Below are 26522 nucleotides of genomic sequence, written 5' to 3'. Positions count from 1 at the left end.
GCTCCGGTGTTGTGATTTGTGATGAATAGAGGCCGCCGTCCTGCACGGCCTCGTATGGCGTTTCCTCCGCGCGGCGGCGAACAAAAATTGTTGGACTGGGCCGTGTCGATTTCCTCCGCCTTCGATCGTCGTGTGTAGAAGAGCGATGCGCAAATCCGTTGTCTAGTTGAAGTTTCGGGCGGCCCCTGACGAGACTGGAAGCGCATCGACCGCCACGGAGGAACGCGCGCATGACGCATAACATCGAAGGTCAAAAACGCTGGCTGGCACTCGTCGTGCTTTGCATGGGCGTGCTGATGATCGTGCTCGATACGACCATCGTGAACGTCGCCTTGCCGTCGATCGCGACGGATCTGGGCTTTTCCGAAACCGCGCTCGTGTGGGTCGTCAACGCGTACATGCTGACGTTTGGCGGCTTTCTGTTGCTGGGCGGCCGGCTCGGCGACCTGTACGGCCATCGCAAGCTCTTTCTCGCGGGCATTACGCTGTTTACGCTGGCGTCGCTTGCATGCGGGCTCGCGAATTCGCAAGTCATGCTGGTTTGCGCGCGCGCGATTCAAGGCTTGGGCGGCGCAGTGGTGTCGGCCGTCTCGCTGTCACTGATCATGAATCTCTTCACCGAAGAAGGCGAGCGCGCGAAAGCGATGGGCGTCTATGGCTTCGTGTGCGCGGGCGGCGGCAGCATCGGCGTGCTGCTGGGCGGTCTGCTGACCAATCTGCTGAGCTGGCACTGGATCTTCCTCGTCAATCTGCCGATCGGCATCGCCGTGTACGCGGCGTGCATTGCGCTGCTGCCCGCGGGACGCGGACACGCACATGGCGAGTGGCTCGACGTCGCGGGCGCAGCGACCGTCACCGCATCGCTGATGCTCGCCGTCTATGCGATCGTCAACGGCAATGAAGCCGGTTGGCTGTCGACGCAAACGGTCGGGCTGCTCGTCGTCGCGCTTGCGCTGCTCGGCGCGTTTCTCGCGATAGAAGCACGCGTCGTGCATCCGCTGATGCCGCTCGCGCTCCTCACGTTGCGCAATGTCGCGACGGCCAACGTCGTCGGCGTGTTGTGGGCCGCCGCGATGTTCGCGTGGTTCTTCATTTCCGCACTCTATTTGCAGCGCGTGCTCGGCTATGCGCCGTTCCAGGTCGGCCTCGCGTTCCTGCCCGCGAACCTGATCATGGGTTTCTTCTCGCTCGGCCTGTCGGCGCGCATGGTGATGCGCTTCGGCATCCGGCGTCCGCTCGCCGCCGGTCTGCTGCTGGCCTCGCTCGGCCTGCTGCTGTTCGCACGCGCGCCCGTCGACGGTCACTTCGTCATGGATGTGTTGCCCGGCATGGTGCTGCTCGGCATCGGCGCGGGCGTCGCGTTCAATCCGCTGCTGCTCGCGGCGATGAGCGATGTCGATCCCGCCGATTCGGGCCTCGCGTCGGGCATCGTCAATACGTCGTTCATGATGGGCGGCGCATTGGGACTCGCGGTGCTCGCAAGTCTCGCGGCCGCGCAATCGGCGAGCGGCGGCGCGCAGCACGCGGATACGCCCGCCGCGCTGACGAGCGGCTATCACGTCGCGTTTCTCGTCGGCGCGATCTTTGCGGCGACGGCCGGGGCGATCGGCGGCGCGTTGTTGCGGCAGGGCGCGCAATCCGCCGTGCGGCAGGAACGCGGCGCGTTGAAGGAATCGATGGAGTAGTGACGAAGCGCAAGCGCAATCAAATGAACGCTGTCTTCAATCGATATGCTGGGTTCATGCCGAAAGGGGAGTCTTTATGAACGCAGCCGCGAACCCTGCCGGAAGAGCGCTCTGGTTTATCGAAAGCCACTTCGCGGGCGAGCTGTCGCTCGATGAAATCGCCAGTTGCGGCTGCGTCTCGCGCTTTCATCTGTCGCGTGCATTCGAAGCGGCAACGGGTTATTCGGTGATGCGCTACGTGCGTGCCCGGCGTCTGACGGAAGCGGCGCGGCGTCTTGCGCGCGGTGCGCCGGATATTCTCGCCGTCGCGGTCGATGCGGGTTACGGCTCTCACGAGGCATTCACGCGCGCATTTCGCGAGCAGTTCGGGCTCACGCCCGAAGCGTTGCGCGCGCAAGGTCATCTCGACAACATCGCACTCGTGGAGCCGATCAAAATGGAAGAGTCCTTGTTAGCCCATCTCGAGGCGCCTCGCTTCGTCGATGGCACGCCGCTGCTCGTCGCCGGATTGAGCGAGCGCTACAACTGCGAGAGCAGTTCCGGCATTCCCGCGCAATGGCAGCGCTTCAGCGCGATCAACGGCAAGGTGCCGGGACAGATCGGGCAGGTTGCGTACGGCGTCAGCTACAACGCCGACGATTCAGGCAATTTCGATTACCTGTGCGGCGTCGAGGTGGCCGATTTCTCCGGCTTACCCGATGAATTGAGCCGTGTGCGCATCGGTGCGCAGCGCTACGCGGTGTTCACGCATCGCGAGCACATCTCGACGATACGCCGCACGTGCAACACGATCTGGAACAAGTGGCTGCCCGAGTCCGGCCACACGCCCGCCGATGCGCCCAACTTCGAGCGCTACAGCGAGCAGTTCAATCCTGTGACGGGAATGGGCGGCGTCGAGATCTGGGTGCCGCTCAAGACGTAAATCAGCTGTTGCCGCTGCCGACGCTGCCAATGCTGCCAATGCTGCCGACAGGCGCGGCTTCGACTTCGAATGTGTCGCCGGTTTCGAAGAACGTGCCGCCCGCGACGTAGTGGCACGTGCGCATGTCGCGATCGTCGCCGAAGTGCCAGCGGTTGTTCGAGTAGACGCGGCTGTCCGCATAGCACGCGACCACTTCGGCGATGATCAGATCGTGGCGCTGGCTGTCGTCGGGGATCACCTTGCATTCGAACCATGCGACGCAGCCTTCCAGCATCGGCACGTCGATCCTCTGCGCGGCGAACGTTTCGAGTTGCAGCGCCGCGAGCTTGTCGATCTCGACGCCCGCATTCGATCCGACCGCAAGCGTATGGCGCGCGAAGCCGCGCGTCGGCAGCTGCAGGCCGAACACGCCGCTCGCTTCGACGAGTTGCCGCGTCAGCGTCTTTGCGTCGATCACGACGACGACTTTCGGCGGAACGAAATCGAGCGGCATCGCCCACGACGCCGCCATCACGTTCGAGCGGCCTCCGTGCGCGCTGGTGATAAGCGTGACGGGACCGTGATTCAGAAGGCGCGTGGCGCGCGTCAGATCGACGGGTTGGCGGAAATCTTGCATGGATGGCCTTCGCGATATCGATCGCTGCATTCTAGCGAAGCGAGGAAAAACGCGAGGCCGCGTGACAGGGAGGCGTTGACGCTGAAACGAGCGGCGGCGCCGACGCGCCGTCCGCAGGTCCGCGTGGATACGGGAAGTCAGTGCGTAACGGGTGGCGGCTTGCCGTGCGAGATGTCGTGCGGCTTGTGCGCCTCGCCGTTCGCGCCCGGGAAGAATGCGTTCCACGCTGCGCGCACGCCTTCTGCTGCCGTTGCTTCCGCGTCGATGGTTTCCGGTTCGTCCACGCGCGCGGGATCTTCGCTCAATCCGCGCCAGTGTGTGAACACGAGGAGCGGCCTTTCGGTCCATCCGCCTTCCGCGAATTTGGCGAATGCCGTTTCTCCGCTCACAAGCTGGACTTCGTACCACCCGTCCCTGACGGGCGCATAGTCGTCCAGCGGGAACCATGCGGTCGCTTCGATTTCCATAGTGCCGTCTCCTGTTGTGGAAGTGACTCATAGGAAGGCATTGTTCATGCCCCACGGGCGGCGCGCCCGTGCGCGGCGTCGGGTACAGACCTGGTTCGGGAAATGCAGGGCGGCAAGCCCGGAAAACGACGCGCATTCCGCCACGACGCCATCGCCAGATTTACATACTCCCTCGCCGGCGTCCAGCCCGCTAACATATTCGTATTCTTCGAATGTGGCGACGGGATATGTTCGGCGCGGCGGGTGGTTGCGGTTGCGGTTGCGGTTGCGGTTGCGGTCTGCGGTCTGCGGTCTGCGGTCTGCGGCTGTGGTCTGCGGCTGCGGTCTGCGGTCTGTGGTCTGCGGTCTGCGGTCTGCGGTCTGCGGTCTGCGGTCTGCGGTCTGCGGTCTGCGGTCTGCGGTCTGCGGTCTGCGGTCTGCGGTCTGCGGTCTGCGGTCTGCGGTTCCAGTTACGCTCCCGACAGGTCGTGCGAATTGCGCGCTTCGAGTTGTAGCGACTTATTTCGCGCCGCGATCGATTTCGAAGCGCGTTCGCAAGCGGCGGACTTCTCGCGCCGTCAGCTTTTCGCGGTCAGATCAAAAGCCCCGGCGTCGAAAGCCACGCAGTACGCCTGCCAGTCGCTGACGACCTGCGCTTCGCACTGCGTCGCCAGATCGATCAGCGCGAGTTGCCATTTGCTCTTTTCGCCGAACGCGATCAGGTCATCGGCAATGGCGGAAGCCTGCCGTCCGCTGCTGCGAAAGTGCGCCCACGCGACCAGCTCCGCCATGTTGCGCACGACGCTTTCCAGCCGCGGCAGTTTGCCGTTCCAGTTTTCCAGCGTGACGCGGTCCTCGGATGGCTGCAGGCCGCGCAGCACGTACGGGCGCTTTTCGAATTCGACGGCATGCAGGAATGCCTGTGACATGACCTGATTGCGCCGCTGTATCTCGACGACGCGTTCCGCCTCGCTCGCCCATCGAGGTTGCGGCGTATCGACATTCGGCGCGGTCGCCGACGGTAGCGCTAGCTTCATGTCGAGCAGATAGTTGCCGTCCGGCGAGCCCTTGCCTTCGACCAGGATCACGTAGCGGTCCACGCCCAGACTGCCCGTGCCCGCGATACGGCGCGCGACATCGATGATCTCGTAGAAAGCCGGATTCGGCTCGCGCTTCGCAAAGTCGTTCATGAACGCGGTGATTTTCTCGCGCGTTTTATCGGTGACGGGCAACGCCTTCTTGCCGTCGACGCGTAGCGTCCGCTTCTTGCCCTTCACTTCGGTGCGCCGGTTCAGGTGATCGACACGCGAGCGCTGATGCAGCGCAGCGAAAAGCTCGGCGACCATCCCTTCAGCCGTTTCCTCTTCGATCCAGCGCGCCTTGCCGAAACGCAGCGCGGCCGCGTATGAATCGACGGCGATGTGACACAGCGCGAGCGCTTCCGCGCGGCTGAGCTTCAGATCGTCGGCGGCGACGAGCACGCTCGTCAGCAGACGGATCATCTCGAACAGGCACGGCGCGAGACAGGCCTCGTCGAAATCGTTGATGTCGAAGTAGATGAGCCGGTTGTCGCCTTTGTAGCTGCCGAAATTTTCGAGGTGCATGTCGCCGCAAATCCACGCATGCGGCGAGCTTTGCAGCACGCTGCCCTTGGACAAACGCTTGTAGAACAGATGACACGTGCCGCGCAGGAACACGAACGTCGACGTGCGCATGCGCGCGTACTTCATCGCAAGGCGTTCGGGGTCGCGCCCGGCATTGAAGCGGGAGATTTCGTCGACGACATCGAGCATGCGGCCCTCTCGAGGATGGTGTTCGATCACTTTCATTCTGTATCGACAGCCTTTCAGTTCCAAACGTTCGCGGGCGAGACTCCATGACGCCGCGATGCGTACGGCTCGCGTGTCGCTATGCGGACTGCAAGCAACCATCGTTCCGTGTCCGCTGTCGTGATCGCCGCTGGCTCCATCGAATCCCGCGAGGCTGGTTCTTACGGATGCACGGCGTTTGCCGTATCTTGCGCGCTTGGCATACTTCAAAACGCAGACACGACGGGAGAGCAACGTGGGGCAGCGAGTCAACGAATACGGCCAGCCGATCGGCGAACCGATGCCGAACTGGCAGCCAGCCAAAGCGCCGGGCAATCAGTCGATGACGGGACGCTATTGCCGGCTCGAACGCGTGAACGTCGAGCGTCATCTCGACGATCTGTACGGCGCCTATAGCGCCGCGCCCGACGCCCGCGACTGGACGTACCTTTCCGTCGGCCCCTTCGATACGCGGGAAGCGTACCGCGACTGCCTCACGGCCTTCGCTGCGTCGCCTGATCCGCTGCATTACGCCGTGATCGATCTGGCGACGGGCAAGGCCGTCGGCACGCTTTCGCTGATGCGTATCGACAAGACGAACGGCGTGATCGAAGTCGGTTTCGTCGTGTTCTCGCAGCGCCTGCAAAAAACGCGCATGGCAACGGAGGCAATCTTTCTGCTGATGCAGCGCGTGTTCGACGATCTCGGCTACCGGCGCTTCGAATGGAAATGCGATGCGCTGAACGCGCCTTCGCGCGCCGCGGCGGCCCGCTTCGGCTTCACGTTCGAAGGCATCTTCCGCCAGGCCGTGACCTATAGGGGCCGCAATCGCGACACCGCGTGGTTCTCGATCATCGACAGCGAATGGCCGGCGCTGCGCGCGGGCTTCGCGGAATGGCTCGATGAAGCGAACTTCGACTCACAAGGCACACAGCGGCGTACGTTGCAGGCATGCATGGCGGGCCGGCGCGAGTAGCGAGCGCTCGGCTGCGAGCGGCCAATGCGGGCCGCCGGGCTGTTCGCAGCGCGTCTTGTCCCGCGCCCCGACTGCTTAGGACAAGACGCGCGCCGTTGTACGCCAATTCACAGCGCGATATGCGAGGCGGGCGTCCCGTCGTCACATCATCAGGAATGCCTTCAGGCTGCGGCGGATCGCATCGAGTTCGCCTTGCGCGACGCGCTCTTCCCGGTACTCGCCACGCCGCGCGACCCAATCGAGCGTAGTGATCTGATCGATCAACGCGACGCACGGCTTCGGCAGCGCGGAAACCGGAATCTCCGTCGAAAATCCGCGCGCCTTTGTCGTGCAGGGCACGGCCACGACGCGGTGCGTGGGACCGTTGTGTGCCTCGTGTGAAAGCACGACGACGGGCCGTGGATACCCGCCGCCCTGCTCGTGCCCGATCACGGGTTCGAGCCTGATCCACAACACATCGCCGATCTCCGGAACGCCGTTTTTCATGTTGCTCCTTACCAGTCGTCCTGGTCCGTTGGGTCGGCAAGTTCGGAACCCACCGCAGCGCCAGGATCGATAGTCGGATGCATGTCGTTCGGCCTCGCCGCGAGTTGCTCGCGATACTCGTCCCAACTAAACGTCTTGACGGCAGGCGTTGCGACCAGCGCGCCGTCCGTCACCACCATGTCGACTTCCTGATCTTCGCGCAGGTGCAATTCGTCAGCCAGGCTTGCGGGAATTCTCACCGCAAGACTGTTTCCCCACCGCTTGATTGTCTGAATAGCCATAGCACCACCTTCGCCCGAGAAATTCAGATACACGACTTCCTCCTTCACAAGGCCCATGAGGGACTGGAAGCGCCGCGTGTATCTACTATGTAGATACTATAATGCTACGCGGCGCGGGTTAATGTGTCAACACCGTATCTACGTGCGATCCTATGTGCGATTGGGTCGTTCGTACGACCGGTGCAGTCGCGTAGTGAATGTCGCATCAATGGCGGCTCCGCACCATTCGGCCAGAAGGCATAGGAGAGTTTTAAGAACCGATGGGATGAAGGCGGCCTGACGCTCGACGGAAGACTCCCGTCGCGTGGCCCTTGTACGTTGTCTGTTGCTCTTCGACGTAGCCGCATTTTTGCGCGACCCGCCGCGACGCCACGTTGTCTGGCGCGATGATGCAGACGGTGTCGCCACCCGGCCACTTCGCATCGGCCCACGTCAACGCGCCGCGCACCGCTTCCGTCGCGTAGCCTTGCCCGTGCGCGGACGGCATCAGCACCCAGCCGATTTCCGGCGCGCCATCGAGCGGCGGATCGATCTCGCGCCGATAGTCCGCAAAGCCGACCTCGCCGACGAATCGTCCGCTGTGCTTCTCGCGAATCGTCCAGTAGCCGTATCCCAGCGCGGCCCAATGTCCGACGTAACGCAAAAGCCGCGACCACACTTCTTCGCGGTTAAACGGCTTGCCGCCGATAAAGCGCGTGACGATCTCGTCGGACCACAACGCAAGACTCTCGTCGAAGTCCTCGACGACATGAGGACGCAAGATCAGTCGGTCGGTTTGAAGCTCAAAGGAGGACGGGGACATGGCGCGCTTTCGATCCGCAAACAGGAAAGCGCCGATCATCGCAGAAACGCGCGCTAAAGTGCGTCGGCTGCGGTGGCCCGAGGCCCGCGCCCAGAGTTGATGCGCATAAACTCGGACGCTGACCGCCGGCGTCAGGGCGCGCGAAGTGGCACCGCTCAATGCACCGAGAAGCGAAGCGCCACGGTTCAAACAAGCGCCCGCTTCGCCCGCAAAAATTCACGGCTGCGCGTATGCCGCTTCGAGGGCGTTCACGTCCAGCTTGACCATTTGCATCATCGCTTGCATCACGCGCCTGGCCTTCGTCGGGTCCTTGTCCTTCAGCATCTTGCCGAGCGCGGTCGGCACAATCTGCCAGGAGATGCCGTAGCGGTCCGTGAGCCATCCGCATTGCTGCGGCACGCCGCCGCCTTCGAGCAGCTTGTCCCATCGCGCGTCGACTTCCGCTTGCGATTCGCACTTCACGAACATCGAAATCGCTGGAGAAAACGTGAATTGCGGGCCGCCGTTCAACGCGATGAACTCGCGGCCCTCGATATGGAACGTCATCGACAGCACGCTGCCGGGCGTGCCCGGTCCCGCTTCGCCGTAGTGCATCACATCGTCGATGCTCGAATTGCTGAAAATGCCTGTGTAGAACTTCACGGCTTCCTCCGCCTTGCCGTCGAACCACAGGCACGTCGCTATCTTGTCCATCGGATCTCCTTAATTGTTGTATCGCACGAGGTCGGGACAAAGCGATGCGCGGGCGCCGCCTCGGACTGCAACAACGCCGCCGACGTCGCCCGCCATCACCAAGTCGCCACAATCGCGCTTCCGAAGTCGCCGCGCAACGTCAGTCCATCGCGCAGCGCATTATGAACGCGGCTTTTCACGGCCGCGCGCCGCGTCCGCCGCTCGTCGAGGGCGACGCCACTGACGCCACTGACGGCACTAACGCCACTAACGCCACCGATGCCACTAATGCGACTGACGCTACTGACGCCCCTGCGCCATCTGTTCCATCGCCTGCTTCATTTCTTCAGGCGTGACATCGCGCTTGTGCGTCGCGACCGACCACCGATGGCCGAACGGATCTTCGACCTGGCCGTAACGGTCGCCCCAGAACATGTCGGCGGCGGGCATCGTCACCTTTGCGCCGGCCGCTTCCGCTTGCGCGATCGTGGCGTCGGCATCGTCGACATACAGATGCAGTACGACAGGCGAGCCCTTTAGCGCCTTCGGCCCTAGCGACGCGCCGCCGCCGCAATCGGGCATTTCATCGACGAGCATCAGCGTTGAATCGCCGATCTTCAGCGACGCGTGCATCAGCTTGCCGCCGGGACCCGGCAAACGGACCTGTTCGATTGCGTTGAAGGCTTTCTTGTAGAACTCGATGGCTTCCGCCGCGCCCGCGACGATGATGTGCGGCGTCAACGAGTGCATGCCCTCGGGGATGGGCTTGACGGCTGAGGTGGACATGATCGTGTCTCTCCTTTGTCGACCGGAATCGGCGTGTCGACGGAAGTTGGCGCTCTAGTGGCGGCTCCCGTCCCATGCCTTGCTCTGATCGCATGCAAGATGGTTGCAGAATGATGGGGTGGATGAGTGACGAAGCTTCGCCGTGCAGCGAGTCTTCACCACTATGACGAACAAACCACCTTCAGATCGACACGCGCAATCGATTTTTTTTCGTGGGCATCGAGCGACATCAAAGCGTCATCGAAGCGGCATCAAGCAGCATCAAAGCGCGCGATCAAGCCGGCCGCCAATGGCCCGGCACCCACTCCCAGTGATTCCCTTCCCATCGATAGTGGCCCTTCACCCAGCGATAGCCCGGCGCGGGCGGCGCAGGCATGACTTCCGCGACGGGCGCGGGCTGCGGCGGCCGAGCCGGCTCGACGACGTAGCAGGCCGAAAGCGTCGATGCGCACAGCGCGCCCAACAGCATCGTGCGCAGCTTCGGGGACTTCAGATTCGACGTGGACTTCAAGATTTTCTCCCTGTTAGTTTTCGAGTTCAGGAAACACAAAACCGATCGCCGCCAGCGACGAAAGCTATACCCGAATCAGCCCCGTCATCGGCTGCGGACTGCGCTCCTGCGCGAACAGCGTGCGCGCGGTCTGGTGCGGATCGAGTCCGAGACTTTCGCTCGCAACGCCTGTAATCAGCGCATCCAGCGACGCCGTCGGCTTAAGATCGCGTGCCTCGTACAGATCGCTCTGACGCAGCCCCGGCCAGTCTGCGACGACGCGCCCGCCCGCCACGGCGCCGCCGATCACCATCGCCACCGATGCCGTTCCGTGGTCAGTCCCGCCCGTGCCGTTCGCTGCCGCCATGCGGCCGAATTCGGTGGCGACGAGCACCGTGGTCTTGCTCCACGCCGGTCCGAGCCCGTCGCGCAATGCGGCGAGCATCGTGTCGAGCGCCTTCAGTTGCGCGGCGAGTCGCGGCATCTGCGCGCTGTGCGTGTCCCAGCCGCCCGTTTCGATCATCGCTATGCGCGGGCCGTCCTCGCGCGACAGAAAACCGGCCGCCAGTTTGCCCAGACTCGCCGGGTCCTGACGCGCGCCGGCATCGCCCGCGAGGCCGCGCGCCGCCATCGCCGATTCCCACAACGGACGCAACTGCGCATCCTGCTCGTAAAGCTGCGACACGCGCGCGAGCAGATCGTCGGGCGCCTGCGGCAACGCGGAAGGCGCATACGACGCGACGCTCGCCGGACCGCGCAGCGCCATCGGCACCGTCGGCGCGAAGGCGATCGCGCTCTCGTGCGTCGTTGCGCGGGTCGTCGCCCCGTTCGTCGCGCCGTTCGTCGCGCCGTCCGTTGCGCCGTTCGTTGCGCCGTTCGGCGCGCGGTTCGACGCGCGATTCGCCGGATTGGCGCCCGGCATCATGCCGACGAGGCGATTGAGCCAGCCGTCCTTCGCCTGATACGGCGACACGCCGCCCGTCTCCAGCACGTTTTGTCCGTCGAAATGCGAGCGGTCCCGATACGGCGAAGCGACGGCATGCACGAACAGCGCCTCGCGCCTGTCATACATCTGCCCAATCTGCGTCAGCGACGGATGCAGCGCGAACAAGCCGTCGAGCTTTGACGACGATGACGTATCGACGGTCAACGCGCCGCGCAACGCCGCATACGCCGGATCGGCATAAGGCACGACGGTGTTCAGACCATCGGCTGCGCCGCGCTGGATCACGAAGACGAAGCGGCGGTCGGACGCGACGCGCGCGAGGACCATCTGCGGCGCGGCGAGCATCGCGCCCGCGCCGGCTGCGGCCACACGGATGAAACTGCGGCGGGTGAGCATGGCTATCTCCGTTGAAAGTCGGGCGACACGAGCAGCAGCGCGATTGCCGTCGATGCGCTTTCGGCACGCGACACGGCCTGTTCCGTCGGCTCGCTCAACGAACCCGCCATCAGCGTCCGCCCCAGCGAGCGCGGATCGATCCGGTCGCCGATACGCGACGCAAAACGCTGCGCGATCTCGACGCGGCGCACCAAGGCATCGGGTGCGGCCCAGCTCGCGGCGATGTCGTCATACCCAGCAGGGGAACCAGGGCGCCACACCTGCTGGCCGAGCTGCGTGAGAACGGGCGCCATCTGCACGGCGCCGTTGCCGTTGCTCGTGTTGTTCAAGTCGCGCATGCCGAGCCCGCGCAGCGACGAAATCGTCCATTCCCACGGCGACTTGAACTTGACGGCAGCGGGCAACCACGCGGCTTCGCTGTCGATCAACGCGCGATAGACGGTCGGCAGATCGCCGCGGCCGCGCATGAACGCCGTCGCCAGCCGGTCGACGACATCGGGCGGCGGGTTGTCGGCGACGAAGTGGCGCGCGAGCTTCGTTGCGACGTGCGCGGCCGTGGCGGGCGACGTCGAAAGATCGTGCAGCACGGCCAGCGTTTGCCCTTCGCCCGGCTGATCGTAGCGGCGGCCCATGATCGTCCGCGTGCCCGGCTCGTGCAGTTGCGCACGGAACACGAATGCGCCCGGCGGCGCGTTGTTCGGCTGCGGACCCTGAGCGCCCGCGATGCTCCAGCCCGTCATCGCGCGCGCGAACTCGGTGACGTCGTCCTGCGTATAGCCGCTACGCACGCCGAGCGTGTGCAGCTCCATGATCTCGCGCGCGAGGTTTTCGTTGAGGCCGGGCTTGCGGTTCGGATTGCGCTGCGCGGCGCGCATGGCGGCGGCGCTGTCGGGACCGACCGAGCGCGTCTGATCGAGAAAGAGCTGCATCGCGGGATGACGCTCGACAGCCACCAGCATGTCCTCGAACGGGCCGAGCACATGTGGGCGGATCGCTTCCGCCTCGAACGCGCCCGCGAACGGCGCGACCTGGCCTTTGTCGACGGAGACGGCGAAGTGATTGGCCCAGAAGTGCACGAGCCGCTCGATGAAGGGCGCGGGTGTCGTCAGCGCGCTCGCGACGCGGGCGTTCACGGCCGAACGGTAGGTGTCGCGTGCTTCCATCCGCACCGCTTTGTTCGCGGCCTGGCGGGCGGCTTTCTTCGCATCGTCGGCGTTCGCGGTGTTGTCTGCGATGACGGGCGCGCTGCCGGCGTTCGTGCCACTCGCGAATGCGCTCGCCGCGTTCGTCGAACTGGACGCCGCGTTCGCCATCGCCCGCTCGCGTTGTTGCGCCAGTTCAGCCGCGATCGCCAGCGACGTCGGCTGATCCGCCCATGCTGCCGGCATCGGCTGATACGCGTCGAACTGTGCGACGAGCCAGGCCTTCGGATCAGCGGGCGGCGCTTCGTCGGCGCGCGCGCCAAGGCCGAACCGGTTCATCGCGATCGCAGCCGCGCTCAACGGCGGGGCCGTCATTGCACCGGATGAATTGGCCATGCTCGCTCCTGTTCAGCTGTGATGCGCTTTCTCGATGTGCGTTAAACGGTGCGTGCCGCGCTTCCCCGTCGCTGCTGTTGTCAATGTTTCGCCGATGTTTTTTTCGCCCGGCGACGCAGCGCAGTTCATTCGCTCGCGGGCTCGTCGCCTTGCTCCTGCTGAAGGCGCTGATCAAGCTGTCGCTGCGCCTGCTTTGCCTGTTGTGCCTGTTGCTGTGCCTGCGCGATCCGCCACTGGCCGCGCTCCCTGAGTCCTTCGGCGAACTTCACGCGCTCATCGGGCGACAGCGTCGCGGCGAAATCCGCGACGCTCTGCTCGACACGCGAACGCAACGCGATATCGGCATCGCGCGTGCGGTTCAGCGCCGTGTCGAGCGCCGCGCGATCCAGTTGCGGCGCGGACAGCAGACGCAACACCTCGCGCCGCTCTTCGTGGCCTTCGCGCGCATAGGGCCGAGCCTCGCGTCGCGCGGCCTTCAGCGTATCGACGAACTGCTGCTGCCGTTGCGCCGACAACCCTTCCGCCGCGAAGCGCAGCGCGCGCGGCTGCGGCTGCGCGGCGACCGTCGTGCGCCCATGCGCGATGAACCATTGATACGCGCCGACCGCCACGCCGCCGATCATGAACACGTTGAGCACCAGCGAGCCGATCAACAGAAATTTCCAGCCGCGTCCGCTCATTCGCCACTCCAATCGGCGGCGTTGCCGCCAAAGCCCGTTGTCAGATACGAAGATTCCGATGCCGGCGATGGCGTGCCCGTCACGAGGAAGAAAGACACGGCGAACGCGCCCGCGAATCCGCCGATCAGGCCAACGCCCGCGAACGCCGCACCTGACCACCACAGTCCGGCGTGCCGCGAGCGCCAGCCGGGCAGCGTCAACCAGCGCGGACGTTTTCTCGCGGATGCCCGTGCGGGCGCAGGTGCCGACGCCATAATGCGCTCGATGAACGCAGCGTCCGGCGCTTCGACGCTATCGCTCGCGAGCCACGCATCGAGTCGCGCGGCTTCGGCGAGCAGCGCATCAGCTTCGCTCCGATGCTGGTCGGCCCACGCGCTTGCGTCCGCCCGCTCCGCCGCGGGCCAGTGGCGCGCGTCGGCGCCGTATGCATCGACGATGGCGCGAAATCTCTCTGGTGTCATCGCAAGTCCCTCGTTCCGGCGAGATCGTCGCCGGCCAGTCGAGCGCGCAGAGTGCGGCGGGCGCGGGCGAGCAGGCTTTCGAGCGCGTCGACGGTGATACCCATCAACGCGGCCGCCTCGATGTTCGACAGTTCCTGGTAGTAGTTGAGCACGAGCGCCTCGCGCTGACGTGCCGGCAACGCGGCGAGCGCCGCGCGTACACGTGCGTCGCGCGACTGCGCTTCGAGTTGCGCATCGGGCGCGGCAACGGGGTCGGCTTCGTCGGGCACAGCGTCGACGGGCTCTTCGCGATGCCGGCGCAGACGGTCGTAGCAGAGGTTCAGCGCGACGCGATGCAGCCACGTGTCGAAACGCGCTTCGCCTCCGCGCCAGTTCGGCGCCTGCTTCCAGATGCGCACGAACGCTTCCTGCGCGACGTCTTCGGCTTCCATACGGTCTCCCAGCATCCGCATCGCGAGCGCCAGCAGACGCGGCAACTTGCGCGCGACGAGCACACGGACGGCGGCCGGCTCCTGCCTGCCGAGGCCCGCAACCAGTTCCGCGTCCGGATCGTGCCCGCTCAACGCGCGCCGCTCCGCTCGCGCCGCGCGCGCGGCGCGGATTCTCTCGCGACAAGACGTTCTGTCACTTGCCGTCGCTCCGTGTCATGGGTGACTTCGCGTGGACCGCATGGACCGTATGGACCGTATGGACGCAGCGAACCCTATCATGTGCGCCTTTCGCGGCACCTACGCGGGACGCCCGCATCCGCTCGACGATCCGATCAATACACGACGACGGCCGGCCGCGCCGGCACCACCACACAACCCGCCAGCATCACGGTAAGCAACACGAGCAATAGCCGCTTGTTCATCGTCCCCTCCCTGCTTGACGCACCGTTGCCGCGCGATCAGAGCGCCCAGTGGCCTGGCGCCCAGCGCCAGTTCGGACCGCGCGCGACCCAATGCCCCGGCACCCAGCGATAGCCGACCCGCACGCCCTGCCAGCGTCCCGGCACCCACACATAGCGGCCATGAGCCCAGTGCCAGTAGCCCGGGTCCCACGCGTAGCCTGCGCGCGGCGGCGGCACGACTTCGGCGCGCGGCGGGGGCGGCGCCATCGGCGCGACGATCACCTGAGCGAATGCCGCCGAAGCGCTCAGCGCGAGCACGCCCGCCGCCAGCAGGCGCAAGAATATCTGCGTGTTCATTGCGTTCTCCCCTGGTCCGGTTGCCGGTCTGAAAATCGTCCGGTTCATTGCTTGAACGCGCGGGCGAGGAAAATCCGTCGCGAATTACGTGAAGTTTTTCGGCGCGGCGGCCTGGTGGCGCGAGCGCCGGGGAATGGGTATCGTCAGGAGTGACCTTCACGCAACAGGAGACGCGAGTGACGAACAACGACTGGTTCTCGAAGTTCTCGACGAGTCTTTCCTCGATGGCGGGAAAACCCGCGACGTTCGTCATCGCGGTCGCGCTCGTCGTCGTGTGGGCCATCAGCGGACCGATGTTCCATTTCAGCGATACCTGGCAACTGGTGATCAACACGTCGACGACGATCGTCACCTTCCTGATGGTGTTCCTGATCCAGAACACGCAAAACCGCGATACGGCCGCGATGCAGATCAAGCTCGACGAGCTGATCCGCGCGCTCGACGGCGCGCACAATGCGCTGCTCGATCTGGAGGAGCTGAACGAAAAGGAGCTCACGCGCTTTCGCCGGCGCTACGAGCAACTTGCCGAAGACGCGCGCAACGCGCTGCGCTCGGGCGGCGTCGACACCGACTCGCCGTTCATCGATGAAAGCGACGACGATGACGAAGGCAGCCGCCGCGATAACGACAGCGCCCGGCGCCATACGAAACGGCCGTGACCGATGCCGCAAGTCCGTCCGCCTGCCTTGCACGACGATGCCGAAGGCCGCTCGCTCGCGCGGCGGTATCCGCGCGGTCTGCGCATCGACCCGCATTCGCATACGTGGGCGCAGGTGCTGTATGCCGTCTCGGGCGTAATGTGGGTCGAAGTCGGGCGCGAGGCGCTCGTCGTTCCGCCGCAGCGCGCCGTCTGGTTGCCCGCTGGCACCGAGCACTCGATCCACATGATGAGCGACGTCGAGATGCGCAACCTGTATCTGCAGGACCGCAGCATCGGCCATCTGAGCGCGCACAGCGATGTGTTCGAGATCAACGGCCTGTTGCGCGAGCTGATTGCGTCGATCGCCGAACACGAAAAGGCGCGCACACGCGACGACGATTATCTCGGCGCCGCATACCGGCTCGCGATGCTCGAGCTCGCGCATGCGCCGCGCTCGTCGCTGCGCATTCCGCTGCCCGATGCATCGGACCGCAGGCTCGATGCGCTGTGCCGCGCGGTGATCGACGATCCGTCGAATGCAATCAGCTTCGAGCAGCACGCGGCGTCCGCGGGCGCGAGCGTGCGGACGCTTCCGCGGCTCTTCACGCGCGAGCTGGGCATCGGATTCGCGGAATGGCGCAGGCAGGTGCAACTGGCCGTCGCGGTGTCGGGGCTCGCGGAAGGGCGTGCCGTCGGCAGCATCGTGCGCTCGCTCGGCTATCTGCCGGGCAGCTTCAGCGACATGTTCCGCCGCGAGCTCGGCGCGCCGCCGACCGACTTCGATCCGCACGCGACGCTTGCCGTGTCGGCCGGGATGAAGTCCTGAAGCGACGGGCCTTCTTCGCGCTATCGGGGGCGCGGCGGCAGTTTCGGCAAGCGCGCTCGCCGCTGTTGAGCGAGAATTCGGGAGCGTCGGCGGCACGGACAGGCGGATGCCTGTCGCCGCTACGGCCAAACCTTAAACATGAGGAAACGTGAAATGAGCAAGGGATACTGGGTCACTGTCTACCGGAAGACGAATGACGCATCGGCGCTGGCGGCCTATGCGCAACTCGCGGCGCCCGCCATAACGGCTGCGGGCGGCAAGTTCATCGTGCGCGGCGCCGCCGACGAAGTGCGCGAACAGGGCTTGAAGGAACGGACGGTCGTCATCGAGTTTCCGACGTACGAGCAGGCCGTCGCGGCCTACGACAGCGAAGCGTACAAGAAGGCGCTGGCTGCGCTCGGCAATGCCGTCGAGCGCGACTTGCGCATCGTGCGCGGCGCGGAGTAATCGCTATCGCCGCGATGCTCGTGATGCTGCGCTTGCGTCGCGGCGATCGCGCGAGTTTGCGCGCCCGCGCAGTGCGAAGTCAGTAGCGAATGACCATCGGCAGGCCGGTGCCGTCGCGTGGTTCTTCGTCGGGCAGCATGACCGCGCTGCCCTTCGCGATGCGCCGGGCGCTCCACAGCACGGCAAACGCATCGAGCACATCGTCTTTCTGCACATGGCGCGAAATGCGCTCATCGAGCGCGGCTTGCAGCGACGCGCCGAACACGGGGGCGAGCAGCGCTTTTCTTCGAGCGTGCCCGTCCGCCGTCGTCTTTCCTTCGATCAATCCAGTCTCCTCACCGCCTTGCTCCGCCTGAAGCTGCATGAAGGCCAGCTCGGGATGAACCTCGAACACACGCGATACGTCGCGCGCGCTTGCCCGCAACGCTTGATCGACGTCGGCGATCTTGGGAAGTATGTTGAAGGCCTGTTGCGAAATGCCTTTCCCCGTGGCTTCGCGGTTCAGTTCGCACGCTTGCCGGAACGATTCCGCGTCGAGCGCCTGACGCACAGGCGTCTGGAACACCGACGCGCTGCGCGGCCATTTGAGCCGCTTCCTCGCTTCGGCATCGCACGCGCGATAGCCGGACGACGACAGCCCGATCGGCATATCGACGGCCACGATGGCGGGCGCGGTGGCCCACGCGAGCACATCGGCAAACGACGCGCAGATGCGCACCGAAATCGCACCCGTCCGCGCGTCCTGCATGACGGCATACCAGCCGCCCTTGCAGCCGTCCACGCCGACGATGTCTAACGTTGGACTGGCATCGTCACGCATGGCGATCGTTTCCGGTGAATCGTCGTGAGTAAATGAGCGAAGCTCGACGATACCGCTTCCCGTGCCGTCTGTCCGATATTCGAAAGCACTTGTCTGAACGGCGTCGTGCCTGTCACCTAGACTGCCGCCATACGCTGCATCGCCCGTGCGACGCGGCAAGCGAATCCATCGAATCCGACAGCATCCAGGAGCGGCAATGAAAGCGATCCAGTTCAAGTCTTTTGGCGGTCCCGAAGTCCTCGACTACGTCGACGTCCCTACGCCCGCCGTCGATAGCGAAAGCGCCATCGTGCAAGTGAAAGCGGCCTCGGTAAATCCGAGCGACGTGAAGAATCTGTCCGGCCACTTCGCGCACACCACGCTGCCGCGCATTCCGGGGCGCGACTTCAGCGGCGTCGTGGTCGAGGGCCCGGCTGACTGGATCGGCGCCGACGTATGGGGCACGGGCGGCGACATCGGCTTCACGCGCGACGGCACGCACGCGCAGTTCATCAAGATTCCCGCGGCCGCGCTGTCGCGCAAGCCTCATTCGCTGACGCACGAACAGGCGGCGGCGATCGGCGTGAACTTCGTGGTCGCGTGGCTGGGTGTGATCGATTACGCGCAGCTGGTCGCGGGCGAAACGGTTGCCGTCATCGGCGCGAGCGGAGGTGTTGGCGGCGCGGTCGTGCAGATCGCGAAGTCGCGCGGCTGCCGGGTAATCGCCGTCGATCGGCGCGAGCCCGATGCGGATTCGCCCGCCGGCCGTCTGATCGACCACTACGTGCCGATCGACGACAACGCCGCGCGGCGCGTCAAGGAACTCGGCGGCGCGGACGTCGTGTACGACGCGGTCGGCGGCGTCGCGTTCGAGACGGCGCTCAAGCTCGCGAAGTGGCGCGGCCGCGTCGTCGAGATCAGCGCGACGGGCAAACGGCGCGTCGACTTCGACCTGATCGACTTCTACCACAACGAAACGCAGCTCTTCGGCGCGGATAGCGCGAAGCTCGGCGTCGCCGACTCCGCGCGGATGATGACGGAGCTGGCCTCCGTGTTCGAGAGCGGCAGATTGCAGGCGCCTTCGATCGCGCACAACTTCGCGCTGGAACAGGCACGCGACGCTTACGCGGCCGTCGCGGGCGGCACGCGCGGGCGCGTCGTCATCGCGATGTGACGCAACGTCATCACTTCCGGCGACTCGTAAGAAAGCCTATATCGTGTCGCTGGCGGCGGGCGTTGCCGTCGGCCTGCTGTACAACGTCATCGACGTGAAATCGCCCGCGCCGCCCATCGTCGCGTTAATCGGCTTGCCAGGCATGGTCGCGGGCGAGCACGTGATTCCATTCGCGCGCATGGTGTTCGCGCGCGTCACGAGTTGATGCGCCGACGCCAACGCGAAGCGCGTCTCGACGGCAACTCAAAGCGCCTACTGCATGTGTCGTGGTGCGCCGCTCATTTCGCGCGCGCGTTCGAGCAGCAGTTCGCGTTCGCGTGCATTGCGCGTCATCGAAGCGGCGCGTTCGAACTCGGCGCGCGCTTCGTCGTTGCGGCCGAGCTTTGCGAGCAGGTCGCCCCGCACGCTCGGCAGCCAGTGATAGTTTTTCAGCGACGGTTCGCCCACCAGTCCATCGACGATTTCCAGCGCCGCCGTCGGCCCATACGCCATGCCGACAGCAACAGCGCGATTCAGCTCGACGACGGGCGACGGCGCAACTTCGGCAAGCGCATCGTAGAGCGCGACGATCTGCGTCCAGTCGGTATCGGCGGCTGTGCGGGCGCGCGCGTGACACGCGGCGAGCGCCGCCTGCAACGTGTACGGACCGCTCATGCCGTCGAGCGCCTCCGAGCGATCCAGCGCGGCGAGCCCGCGCCGGATCAAGAGCGGGTCCCAGCGGCTGCGGTCCTGATCGAGCAGCAGCACGGGCCGCCCTTGCGGATCGACGCGCGCATGCGTGCGCGATGCCTGAATCTCCATCAACGCGACGAGGCCGTGCACTTCGCTTTCGTCAGGCATCAGGCCGGCCAGCACGCGCCCGAGACGCAGGGCTTCTTCGCATAGCGAAGGACGCATCCAGTCGTCGCCTGCCGTCGCCGAGTAGCCTTCGTTGAAGACCAGATAGATCACTTCGAGCACCGACGCGAGCCGCACCGCGCGATCGTTCGCCTGCGGCACTTCGAACGGCACTTTCGCCGCCGCGAGCGTCTTCTTCGCGCGCACGATGCGTTGCGCGATGGTCGGCTCGGGCACCAGAAACGCGCGCGCGATTTCGTCCGTCGTGAGGCCGCCGAGCAGGCGCAGCGTGAGCGCGACGCGCGCGTCCTTCGACAGCACCGGGTGACACGCGGTGAACACGAGCCGCAGCAGATCGTCGCCGATGTCGTCGGCGCGCGCGGCGTCGAGTGCATCGACGAAATCCGGCACGATGTGCGCCTCCATCGCGTCCATGTCCGCGCCGAGCTCCTGGTGCTTGCGCGCGTGCAGCGCGTCCTGCCGCCAGCGGTCGAGCGCGCGGTTCTTCGCGGTCGCCATCAGCCATGCTCCGGGGTTGTCGGGCACGCCCGCGTCGGGCCACGTTTCGAGCGCGGCGACCAGCGCGTCCTGCGCCAGCTCCTCGGCGACGCCCACGTCCCGCACGATTCGCGCGACATGAGCGATGACCTTCGCGGATTCGATCCGCCAGACTGCCTCGATCGCACGGTGAGTCGCAGCCGTCGTCACGGCCGGCCTCAGGAAGCGTCGGCCGACGGCATGACGGCGTTCGGGTCCATGTACACCAGCTCCCAGATGTGGCCGTCGATGTCCTCGAAGCCGTGTCCGTACATGAAGCCATGATCCTGCGGCGCGCGCGGCACCGCGCCGCCCGCGGCCCGCGCCTTCACCACCAGCTCGTCGACCTGCGCGCGGCTGTCGCACGAAATGCAGATGAGCGCCTCCGTGCTCTCCTTCGGATTGCACAGCGTCTTGTTCGTGAAGGTCTGGAAGAAGTCCTTTGCGAGCAGCATCGCGTAGATGTTTTCGCCGATCACCATGGCGGCCGCCTGCTCGTTGGTGAACTTCGGTTCGAAGGTGAAGCCGAGTTGCGAGAAGAAGGTCTTCGACTTCTCGACGCTGCTCACGGCCAGATTCACGTAGATTTGTTTGTGCATGATTGCTCGTCCGTATCGTCTTGAATGCACGGTTGTAGCCAGGGCGCGGCTCGCTTCGGCTGCGCGCGAGTTCAGTGATTCGCGCCTTCGATATTGCGAAAGCGGTCCATCGCCTGGCTCGGCTCGAAGTCGTCGAGGTCGTACATCTGACGCACTTCGATTTCGCCGTCCGCCTGCTCCCCGAACGGCGCGGGGAAGCGTCGCGCCCATTCCATCGCTTCTTCGCGCGAGCGCACCTGGATCACGGTGTAGCCCGCGACCAGTTCCTTGGTTTCGGCGAACGGGCCATCGATCACGCTGCGCTTGCCGCCCGAATAGCGTACGCGCCAGCCCTTCGAACTGGGCTGCAAGCCAGACGCATCGAGCAGCACGCCCGCCTTCTGCAGTTCTTCGTGGTACGTCGCCATCGACGCAATCAGTTCTTCTTCCGGCATCTTGCCGGCTTCGCTGTCCGCGGTGGCTTTCACCATGATCATGAATCGCATCGCCATCTCTCCTGGAGTTACGGAAGCCCTTGGCGGCTTCTTACTTCCACGACGAGCGGCGCGCGATCCGATCGACATCTGCTGGCGCCAGGGAAAACCCTCGCTGCGGGCGGGCCGTGCTTGTTTGGCTCGCGTTCGGCCCGCGTTCGGCCCGCGTTTGGCTAGCGTTTGGCTAGCGTTTGGCTAGTAGTCGTAGCACGGCGCGACCCTGCGGATCTCGATCGTGCACCACTCGGCGGCCGGGCAGTCCTTGGCGAGCGTGAGCGCTTCGTCATAGGTATCGACGTCCAGCAGAAAGAAGCCGCCGACCATTTCCTTCGCTTCGGCAAACGGGCCGTCGATCAGGCGCGTTTGCCCGTCGCGCTTTTCGAGGCGCACGCCCTTGTTGACGCTGGACAGCGATTCGGCGGCGATCAGCTGGCCGCGCGACTGCAGATCCGCGCGGTATTTCAGCATGCGGTCGTAGACGGCGCGGCCCGCGACTTCGCCGCGCTCTTCACGTTGTTCCGTAGGTTCGACGATGAGCAGCATGTAAGACATGAGGACTCCGATTTCCGGTTGTCGGGACCGCTGCGTTCGAGGGATGCCGTACTTCGTGGGACGGGTTGGCGCGGCGGACGATGGCGCCAGTGCTGGTTCTGCTGGCGAAGGCAGTCTAGCAAAGTGACGGCGCGCCTGGAAACGTCTGCTGCGCGCGAATGGGCATTCCGCTGACAGAATTGGCACGGCGTTTGCACCCCCAAAGGTATGTTGGATCATGCAGGGGTACGACATGTTGAAGCGCTATACGGCCCTGCTGCGCGTCGCGGCCGCCGCGGCGGCGGCATGCTTGCCGCTCGCGGCGGGGTGCACCCTCGGCGGCGCGGCAGCGGGCGGATATGTGGGCCATGAGACGACGCACAGCACAGCGGGCACTGTCGGCGGTGCGGTCGCAGGTGGGATCATCGGCCATGAACTCGGCAAGTGACATCGTTTTGAAAACATTTAAATTCGTGAAAAAGGCGGTCATTCTTCGAGAATGCCGCCTTTAATGTTTGTTGAATCTTGTCGTTGCCGATTTAAATCGCGTATTTGCAAATCTTTGTTCTTCTTGTTTATCTATTTTTTCTGTCGGATGCCACTTGAATTTCGATAACCATTTCGCTTCCTCCGTTTTATTTCGAGATTAAATTATTTAATTGACGATCCACTAACTCACCAAAAGTTCATTCGTTATTTTGCTTGATGTCATATTTTGAGCGAATTATCCATTGACGCGACAAAGCCCGTATCCATACGCCTCTTGGTAGTTCAGCCAACGGAACATGAGTAAATTGCAAAACATTGTTTGCGTTGCCTGATCCTGTTTATCCCGAAATAAAACGTCATTCGATTTTCGTTGTCGCATTACAACATCTAGAATTAATCTCAATAAAAACGACATCGCATTTGCGAATATAAAATTAAATCAAATCAATCGACTGTATCGGTAGTCGCCTTTTATTTCCAATTCAGAAATACACCATTTCCGATTGCGACATAAGTAGATAGTTAGGGGCCCTTTCTATACTTGCGCTTCCCCAAACAGGGCAAGTGCAGTGGTCTTGCTTCGCACGGGACGTGGCACGCATAGCTTGTCCGTTTCTATTCAAGCCTCGTATTGCCCCTTGAACTGAAGGAAGCACACATGAAGAAGATTCTGATCGCGACGGCAGTTGCTGCATCGTTCGCCTCGGTCGCACACGCACAAAGCAGCGTCACGCTGTATGGCACGCTGGACGCGGGTTTGACGTATACGAGCAATGTCGCTCACCTGAACAGCGCCGGCGACGTCGTGGGTAACGCACAATGGGCACTCGGCAGCGGCTCCGTCGATGAAAACCGCTTCGGCCTGCGCGGCGTCGAAGACCTGGGCGGCGGCCTGAAGACGATCTTCACGTTGGAGCAGGGCTTCAACCTGAACAACGGTTCGCAGGCGCAGGCAGGCAAGATGTTCTCGCGCCAGGCATTCGTCGGTCTGTCGAGCCAGGCCGGCACCGTTACGCTGGGCCGTCAGTACGACGAGATGCATGACTTCGTCGCACCGCTGGCCGCTACGGGCAGCTGGGGCGGCTCGAACTTTGCGCACTTCGGCAACCTGGACATGCTGGACGACAACAGTGGCGTTGCGACCAACAACTCGATCAAGTTCACGAGCGCCAACTACGCTGGCTTCTCGTTCGGCGGCACGTACGGCTTCTCGAACAGTTCCCGGTTCGCCGCAAACCGTGAATACAGCTTCGGCGCGGGCTACGAGAACGCAGGTCTGCGCATCGGCGCCGGCTACCAGCAGCGCAACAGCCCGAACATCAACGACAAAGGCGCATCGGATCTCGTCGATCTGTCCAGCGTTGGCCAGCTTGATCTGGCGGACGTGACGTTCCGTCAGCGTTCGTTCGGCGCCGGTGCCAGCTATGCATTCGGTCCGGCTGTTGTCGGTCTGCTGTGGACGCAAGCCCGCTTTGACAACTTCACGGGGAGCAGCGCGTCGATCCACACGAACAACTACGAGATCAACGCGAAGTACAACTTGACCCCGGCGCTTGGCCTGGGCGCTTCGTACACGTACACCAATGGTGCCGTCGACGAATTCCACTTCCACGCCAACCAGATCGGCCTGCAAGGCGACTACGCTCTGTCGAAGCGTACCGACATCTATGCACAGGGTGTGTACCAGCTGACGAGCACGGCACACGGCGATCTGATCCCGGCCGTCATCGATAACGGCAGCGCAACGGGCGTCTCCTCCTCGCGCCGCCAGGCTGTCGCATCGGTTGGCATGCGTCACCGCTTCTAATCGCACACGAAGCGCGGCAGGTTGATGCGTACGATCGACCTGCCGTAAGCGCTCGGGCCGCGAGGCGACCACAACGCCCCCACGTTCTTCGGAGCGTGGGGGCGTTGCCTATTGGGCCTATGGGTGTTTTAAAACGCGCTGAACGCGCTGAAACTCACAGAAAGAACAGAGACTTAAGCCGACAAAAACCAGAAGCGCGAAGCGTCAAGCCATCCGCTTCAATTCCTTCTGCAACCTGTCGAAGTTCTCTTCATTCGCCTTGACGGCAAACGTCTTCACCTGAGCGCAGACAGCGGGCGTTTCGAAGAGCATGCGAAACGTGACGCGCGTCTGCTCGTCGCTCACTGCATCGAAGGTTGCGGCGACGCGAAAATATGGCCCCGACACGTGATCGAACACGATCCGCTCGGGCGCGGCAATCTCGACGAACACGCTGTGATTCTTATAGTCGACGCCATCCGGTCCGTGCATCACAAAGCGCCAGTTGCCGCCCGCACGCAGATCGAATTCGTGGAATGAGTTGGTGAAGCCCTTCGGTCCCCACCAGTGCGCGAGATGCGCCGGGTCCGTCCAGGCCCTGAATATGAGATCGCGCGGAAAATCAAACACGCGCGTCGATACGATTTCCAGATCCGCGATCGGCGGAGCCAGGTCGCCATCCTCGGACATGAGACAGCCTCCTTCGAACAATACGCCGCATCCGCCGAACGTCCCGCGGATGAAATCAAGCATAACGCATTGTCCGAAGCAGCGAACGCGCAAGCACCATCACGCGCGCGCGGAAAAGCGCGGCGAATGCGAGGTGCCGAACGTTGGAACGCCTAACGTCGGATCAATAGACGGAAATAGCCCGCAAAGATCAGACGGCAGCAACCGACTCCGCCGACGGCTCGATGGGAATCACCCGCCGCGTCGCGGGCGCGCCGCACTGCCGCAGCAGATCGCGCAGCTCGTTGATCACAGGAAAGACTTCGTGGTTCCAGTCGGCGCCTTGTGCATCGTGTGCCTCCTGCTCGCGTTCGACGATCCAGCGGTCTTCCGCGAAGATGCGCTCGGTGAACCACACCAGCAGCGGCCATGCGATGTCGAGCAGCACGCCGATCTTCGGCCGCTTGATGGACAGCAGCCCGAACGTGCGATTGGTCCGCTGCTCGCGGTCGAGCGGCACGTAGCAGATCCACAGGTCCATCACGAGCGAGCCTTCGGACGTGCGAATCTGCAGCGTCTGATACGGATACTGCGTGCGGACGGTCATCACGTCGTTGCGCTCGATGTTCGAATCCGGACGGCTCTGCCCGAACACGAGCGCCTCGCCGATCGGCTGCTGGCCCGCTTCACGAGAAAACGTGTAATCGACCTCGACCCAGTTCTCGCCGCGCCGCCGGCCAAGCGACCGCGCGCGCATCTTGCCCATCTGCTTGCGATGCAAGAACTGATGGTTCATGTCCATCAGGTTTTCGTGCATGAACGAGTAATGGCACGCGACTTCGCGCCCGAAGCGACGCGTCTTGTAGGCCTTGTCGTCGACTGAGCCGAGCGGCGGTAGCGGCACCGTTTCGGCGAGTTGCGCATCGCCGGTAAACACGAAAACCAGTCCTTCCGATTCGCGGCACGGATACGCGCGCACGCCGTTCGGCAGGCGTTCGCGGCCCAGGTACGGCACGTCGATGCATTTGCCCGTGCAGTCATACGTCCAGCCGTGGTAACAGCAGCGGATCGCCTCGCCGTCGACCACTCCGCCATGCAACGGCACCTGTCGATGCGCGCAGCGGTCCTCGAGCGCGAACACGTTGCCCGACTCCGTGCGCACCAGCACGATCGGATCGCCGGCAAAGCGGACGCCATGCGCCTTGCCGCGCTTCACTTCGCGCGACCATGCAAGCGGATACCAGTGATCGGGGTGGATATCGACGCGGCGAAGATCGCGCACGGCGGGTTTAGTGTTATCGACGGTATTGCTGTCCAACGGAGCGACGACATGCATGTATGAAGCCTCCTGGCACAACGGTCGACTGGTCGCCGGGACCAGGCCGGTTTGATTGTTGGAAAACCGATGTCGCCTTTCAGTCTACTAGAAGTCGCCGCTGAAATTGATGAGGGCTTACGGCAGGCAGGCGCGATCGACCGCGCGTCGACGTGCGCAGCAGGCGCGAACGACTGCACCGCGGCGATGCCGCGGTGGC

Annotated in this window: 32 protein-coding genes; 10 read left to right on the top strand and 22 right to left on the bottom strand. The window is 64.1% G+C overall.

Translation table 11 applies throughout. From position 1 onward, the window contains the following. Positions 1 to 230 precede the first annotated feature (230 nt). Positions 231 to 1685 carry a DHA2 family efflux MFS transporter permease subunit gene (locus tag BMW76_RS05505; RefSeq protein ID WP_090863911.1) on the top strand — a complete coding sequence of 485 codons (1455 nt, stop codon included), beginning with the start codon at positions 231 to 233 and terminating at the stop codon, positions 1683 to 1685. 76 nt (positions 1686 to 1761) lie between these two features. Then, positions 1762 to 2607: an AraC family transcriptional regulator gene (locus BMW76_RS05500; RefSeq protein WP_090863909.1), complete on the top strand. Its 846-nt coding sequence runs from the start codon at positions 1762 to 1764 to the stop codon at positions 2605 to 2607. A gap of 1 nt (position 2608) precedes the next feature. Here BMW76_RS05500 and BMW76_RS05495 read toward each other — a convergent pair whose 3' ends face one another. The 3 genes from BMW76_RS05495 to BMW76_RS05480 form a co-directional block, all read right to left on the bottom strand. Then, entirely contained in the window at positions 2609 to 3223 is a 615-nt protein-coding gene (locus BMW76_RS05495; RefSeq protein ID WP_090863907.1) for a flavin reductase family protein, read from the bottom strand. Between the two features lie 137 nt (positions 3224 to 3360). Then, entirely contained in the window at positions 3361 to 3690 is a 330-nt protein-coding gene (locus BMW76_RS05490; protein WP_090863905.1) for a hypothetical protein, read from the bottom strand. 557 nt (positions 3691 to 4247) lie between these two features. After that, positions 4248 to 5462 (bottom strand): DUF2252 domain-containing protein, encoded by a 1215-nt coding sequence (locus tag BMW76_RS05480; RefSeq protein WP_090863902.1) that lies wholly within the window; start codon positions 5460 to 5462, stop codon positions 4248 to 4250. 271 nt (positions 5463 to 5733) lie between these two features. On the opposite strand from BMW76_RS05480, the gene BMW76_RS05475 reads away from it, so the two are divergent. Then, on the top strand, positions 5734 to 6453 hold the full coding sequence (locus BMW76_RS05475) for a GNAT family N-acetyltransferase (protein ID WP_090864324.1): 720 nt from the start codon (positions 5734 to 5736) through the stop codon (positions 6451 to 6453). Positions 6454 to 6594: 141 nt separating this feature from the next. On the opposite strand, the gene BMW76_RS05470 is transcribed toward BMW76_RS05475, so the two are convergent. The 12 genes from BMW76_RS05470 to BMW76_RS05415 form a co-directional block, all read right to left on the bottom strand. Next, complete coding sequence (locus BMW76_RS05470; RefSeq protein WP_090863900.1) at positions 6595 to 6939, bottom strand: type II toxin-antitoxin system PemK/MazF family toxin; 345 nt, start codon at positions 6937 to 6939, stop codon at positions 6595 to 6597. Between the two features lie 8 nt (positions 6940 to 6947). Continuing rightward, entirely contained in the window at positions 6948 to 7253 is a 306-nt protein-coding gene (locus tag BMW76_RS05465) for an AbrB/MazE/SpoVT family DNA-binding domain-containing protein (RefSeq protein WP_245763121.1), read from the bottom strand. Between the two features lie 217 nt (positions 7254 to 7470). After that, a complete protein-coding gene (locus tag BMW76_RS05460; RefSeq protein ID WP_090864321.1) occupies positions 7471 to 8022 on the bottom strand; it encodes a GNAT family N-acetyltransferase in 552 nt (183 codons plus the stop codon). Positions 8023 to 8238: 216 nt separating this feature from the next. Further along, entirely contained in the window at positions 8239 to 8715 is a 477-nt protein-coding gene (locus BMW76_RS05455) for a VOC family protein (protein ID WP_090863897.1), read from the bottom strand. 279 nt (positions 8716 to 8994) lie between these two features. Then, the gene (locus BMW76_RS05450; RefSeq protein WP_090863895.1) at positions 8995 to 9480 is read right to left on the bottom strand and encodes a VOC family protein; all 486 of its coding nucleotides are present in this window, start codon (positions 9478 to 9480) and stop codon (positions 8995 to 8997) included. A gap of 274 nt (positions 9481 to 9754) precedes the next feature. After that, positions 9755 to 9949 carry a YXWGXW repeat-containing protein gene (locus BMW76_RS05445; protein ID WP_090864319.1) on the bottom strand — a complete coding sequence of 65 codons (195 nt, stop codon included), beginning with the start codon at positions 9947 to 9949 and terminating at the stop codon, positions 9755 to 9757. A 106-nt stretch (positions 9950 to 10055) separates the two neighbouring features. Further along, positions 10056 to 11312 (bottom strand): DUF1501 domain-containing protein, encoded by a 1257-nt coding sequence (locus tag BMW76_RS05440; RefSeq protein ID WP_090863893.1) that lies wholly within the window; start codon positions 11310 to 11312, stop codon positions 10056 to 10058. A gap of 2 nt (positions 11313 to 11314) precedes the next feature. Further along, positions 11315 to 12850: a DUF1800 domain-containing protein gene (locus tag BMW76_RS05435; RefSeq protein ID WP_090863891.1), complete on the bottom strand. Its 1536-nt coding sequence runs from the start codon at positions 12848 to 12850 to the stop codon at positions 11315 to 11317. A 125-nt stretch (positions 12851 to 12975) separates the two neighbouring features. Further along, positions 12976 to 13530, bottom strand: coding sequence for a periplasmic heavy metal sensor (locus BMW76_RS05430; protein WP_090863889.1), 555 nt, complete (start codon positions 13528 to 13530; stop codon positions 12976 to 12978). After that, positions 13527 to 13991: a hypothetical protein gene (locus BMW76_RS05425; RefSeq protein WP_090863888.1), complete on the bottom strand. Its 465-nt coding sequence runs from the start codon at positions 13989 to 13991 to the stop codon at positions 13527 to 13529. Before BMW76_RS05425 ends, BMW76_RS05430 begins: the two co-directional genes overlap by 4 nt. Next, positions 13988 to 14593 carry an RNA polymerase sigma factor gene (locus tag BMW76_RS05420; protein ID WP_090863886.1) on the bottom strand — a complete coding sequence of 202 codons (606 nt, stop codon included), beginning with the start codon at positions 14591 to 14593 and terminating at the stop codon, positions 13988 to 13990. Before BMW76_RS05420 ends, BMW76_RS05425 begins: the two co-directional genes overlap by 4 nt. 287 nt (positions 14594 to 14880) lie before the next feature. Then, positions 14881 to 15180: a YXWGXW repeat-containing protein gene (locus BMW76_RS05415; RefSeq protein WP_090863884.1), complete on the bottom strand. Its 300-nt coding sequence runs from the start codon at positions 15178 to 15180 to the stop codon at positions 14881 to 14883. Between the two features lie 224 nt (positions 15181 to 15404). Between BMW76_RS05415 and BMW76_RS05410 the strand changes: the two genes are divergently transcribed. From BMW76_RS05410 to BMW76_RS05400, 3 genes are all read left to right on the top strand, one after another. After that, positions 15405 to 15839, top strand: coding sequence for a low affinity iron permease family protein (locus BMW76_RS05410; RefSeq protein ID WP_407668893.1), 435 nt, complete (start codon positions 15405 to 15407; stop codon positions 15837 to 15839). A 3-nt stretch (positions 15840 to 15842) separates the two neighbouring features. Then, positions 15843 to 16646, top strand: a complete 804-nt coding sequence (locus BMW76_RS05405) for an AraC family transcriptional regulator (RefSeq protein ID WP_090863880.1) — start codon at positions 15843 to 15845, stop codon at positions 16644 to 16646. A 153-nt stretch (positions 16647 to 16799) separates the two neighbouring features. After that, positions 16800 to 17093, top strand: a complete 294-nt coding sequence (locus BMW76_RS05400) for a DUF1330 domain-containing protein (RefSeq protein ID WP_090863878.1) — start codon at positions 16800 to 16802, stop codon at positions 17091 to 17093. A gap of 79 nt (positions 17094 to 17172) precedes the next feature. On the opposite strand, the gene BMW76_RS05395 is transcribed toward BMW76_RS05400, so the two are convergent. Next, the gene (locus tag BMW76_RS05395) at positions 17173 to 17913 is read right to left on the bottom strand and encodes a DUF429 domain-containing protein (RefSeq protein WP_090863876.1); all 741 of its coding nucleotides are present in this window, start codon (positions 17911 to 17913) and stop codon (positions 17173 to 17175) included. A 196-nt stretch (positions 17914 to 18109) separates the two neighbouring features. Between BMW76_RS05395 and BMW76_RS05390 the strand changes: the two genes are divergently transcribed. Together BMW76_RS05390 and BMW76_RS05385 are read left to right on the top strand one after the other, a co-directional pair. Beyond that, positions 18110 to 19066 carry a quinone oxidoreductase family protein gene (locus tag BMW76_RS05390; RefSeq protein ID WP_090863875.1) on the top strand — a complete coding sequence of 319 codons (957 nt, stop codon included), beginning with the start codon at positions 18110 to 18112 and terminating at the stop codon, positions 19064 to 19066. Between the two features lie 43 nt (positions 19067 to 19109). Further along, the gene (locus BMW76_RS05385) at positions 19110 to 19271 is read left to right on the top strand and encodes a DUF1427 family protein (RefSeq protein ID WP_245763120.1); all 162 of its coding nucleotides are present in this window, start codon (positions 19110 to 19112) and stop codon (positions 19269 to 19271) included. A 47-nt stretch (positions 19272 to 19318) separates the two neighbouring features. On the opposite strand, the gene BMW76_RS05380 is transcribed toward BMW76_RS05385, so the two are convergent. The 4 genes from BMW76_RS05380 to BMW76_RS05365 form a co-directional block, all read right to left on the bottom strand. After that, on the bottom strand, positions 19319 to 20611 hold the full coding sequence (locus tag BMW76_RS05380) for an RNA polymerase sigma factor (RefSeq protein WP_090863871.1): 1293 nt from the start codon (positions 20609 to 20611) through the stop codon (positions 19319 to 19321). A gap of 8 nt (positions 20612 to 20619) precedes the next feature. After that, on the bottom strand, positions 20620 to 21039 hold the full coding sequence (locus BMW76_RS05375) for a VOC family protein (protein ID WP_090863869.1): 420 nt from the start codon (positions 21037 to 21039) through the stop codon (positions 20620 to 20622). Between the two features lie 71 nt (positions 21040 to 21110). After that, the gene (locus BMW76_RS05370; protein WP_090864317.1) at positions 21111 to 21524 is read right to left on the bottom strand and encodes a YciI family protein; all 414 of its coding nucleotides are present in this window, start codon (positions 21522 to 21524) and stop codon (positions 21111 to 21113) included. Between the two features lie 183 nt (positions 21525 to 21707). Continuing rightward, entirely contained in the window at positions 21708 to 22064 is a 357-nt protein-coding gene (locus tag BMW76_RS05365; RefSeq protein WP_090863867.1) for a YciI family protein, read from the bottom strand. Positions 22065 to 22296: 232 nt separating this feature from the next. On the opposite strand from BMW76_RS05365, the gene BMW76_RS05360 reads away from it, so the two are divergent. Then, the gene (locus BMW76_RS05360) at positions 22297 to 22491 is read left to right on the top strand and encodes a glycine zipper 2TM domain-containing protein (RefSeq protein ID WP_090864315.1); all 195 of its coding nucleotides are present in this window, start codon (positions 22297 to 22299) and stop codon (positions 22489 to 22491) included. A 699-nt stretch (positions 22492 to 23190) separates the two neighbouring features. Then, complete coding sequence (locus tag BMW76_RS05355) at positions 23191 to 24339, top strand: porin (protein ID WP_090863865.1); 1149 nt, start codon at positions 23191 to 23193, stop codon at positions 24337 to 24339. Between the two features lie 204 nt (positions 24340 to 24543). Here the strand turns inward: BMW76_RS05355 and BMW76_RS05350 are convergent, their stop codons facing one another. Further along, positions 24544 to 25008: an SRPBCC family protein gene (locus tag BMW76_RS05350; RefSeq protein ID WP_090864313.1), complete on the bottom strand. Its 465-nt coding sequence runs from the start codon at positions 25006 to 25008 to the stop codon at positions 24544 to 24546. A 190-nt stretch (positions 25009 to 25198) separates the two neighbouring features. Then, positions 25199 to 26323: an aromatic ring-hydroxylating oxygenase subunit alpha gene (locus BMW76_RS05345; RefSeq protein WP_090863863.1), complete on the bottom strand. Its 1125-nt coding sequence runs from the start codon at positions 26321 to 26323 to the stop codon at positions 25199 to 25201. Between the last annotated feature and the right edge of the window lie 199 nt (positions 26324 to 26522).

The sequence above is a fragment of the Paraburkholderia diazotrophica genome, from assembly GCF_900108945.1.
Classification (GTDB): domain Bacteria; phylum Pseudomonadota; class Gammaproteobacteria; order Burkholderiales; family Burkholderiaceae; genus Paraburkholderia; species Paraburkholderia diazotrophica.
This window is presented reverse-complemented; position numbering and strand designations above follow the sequence as displayed.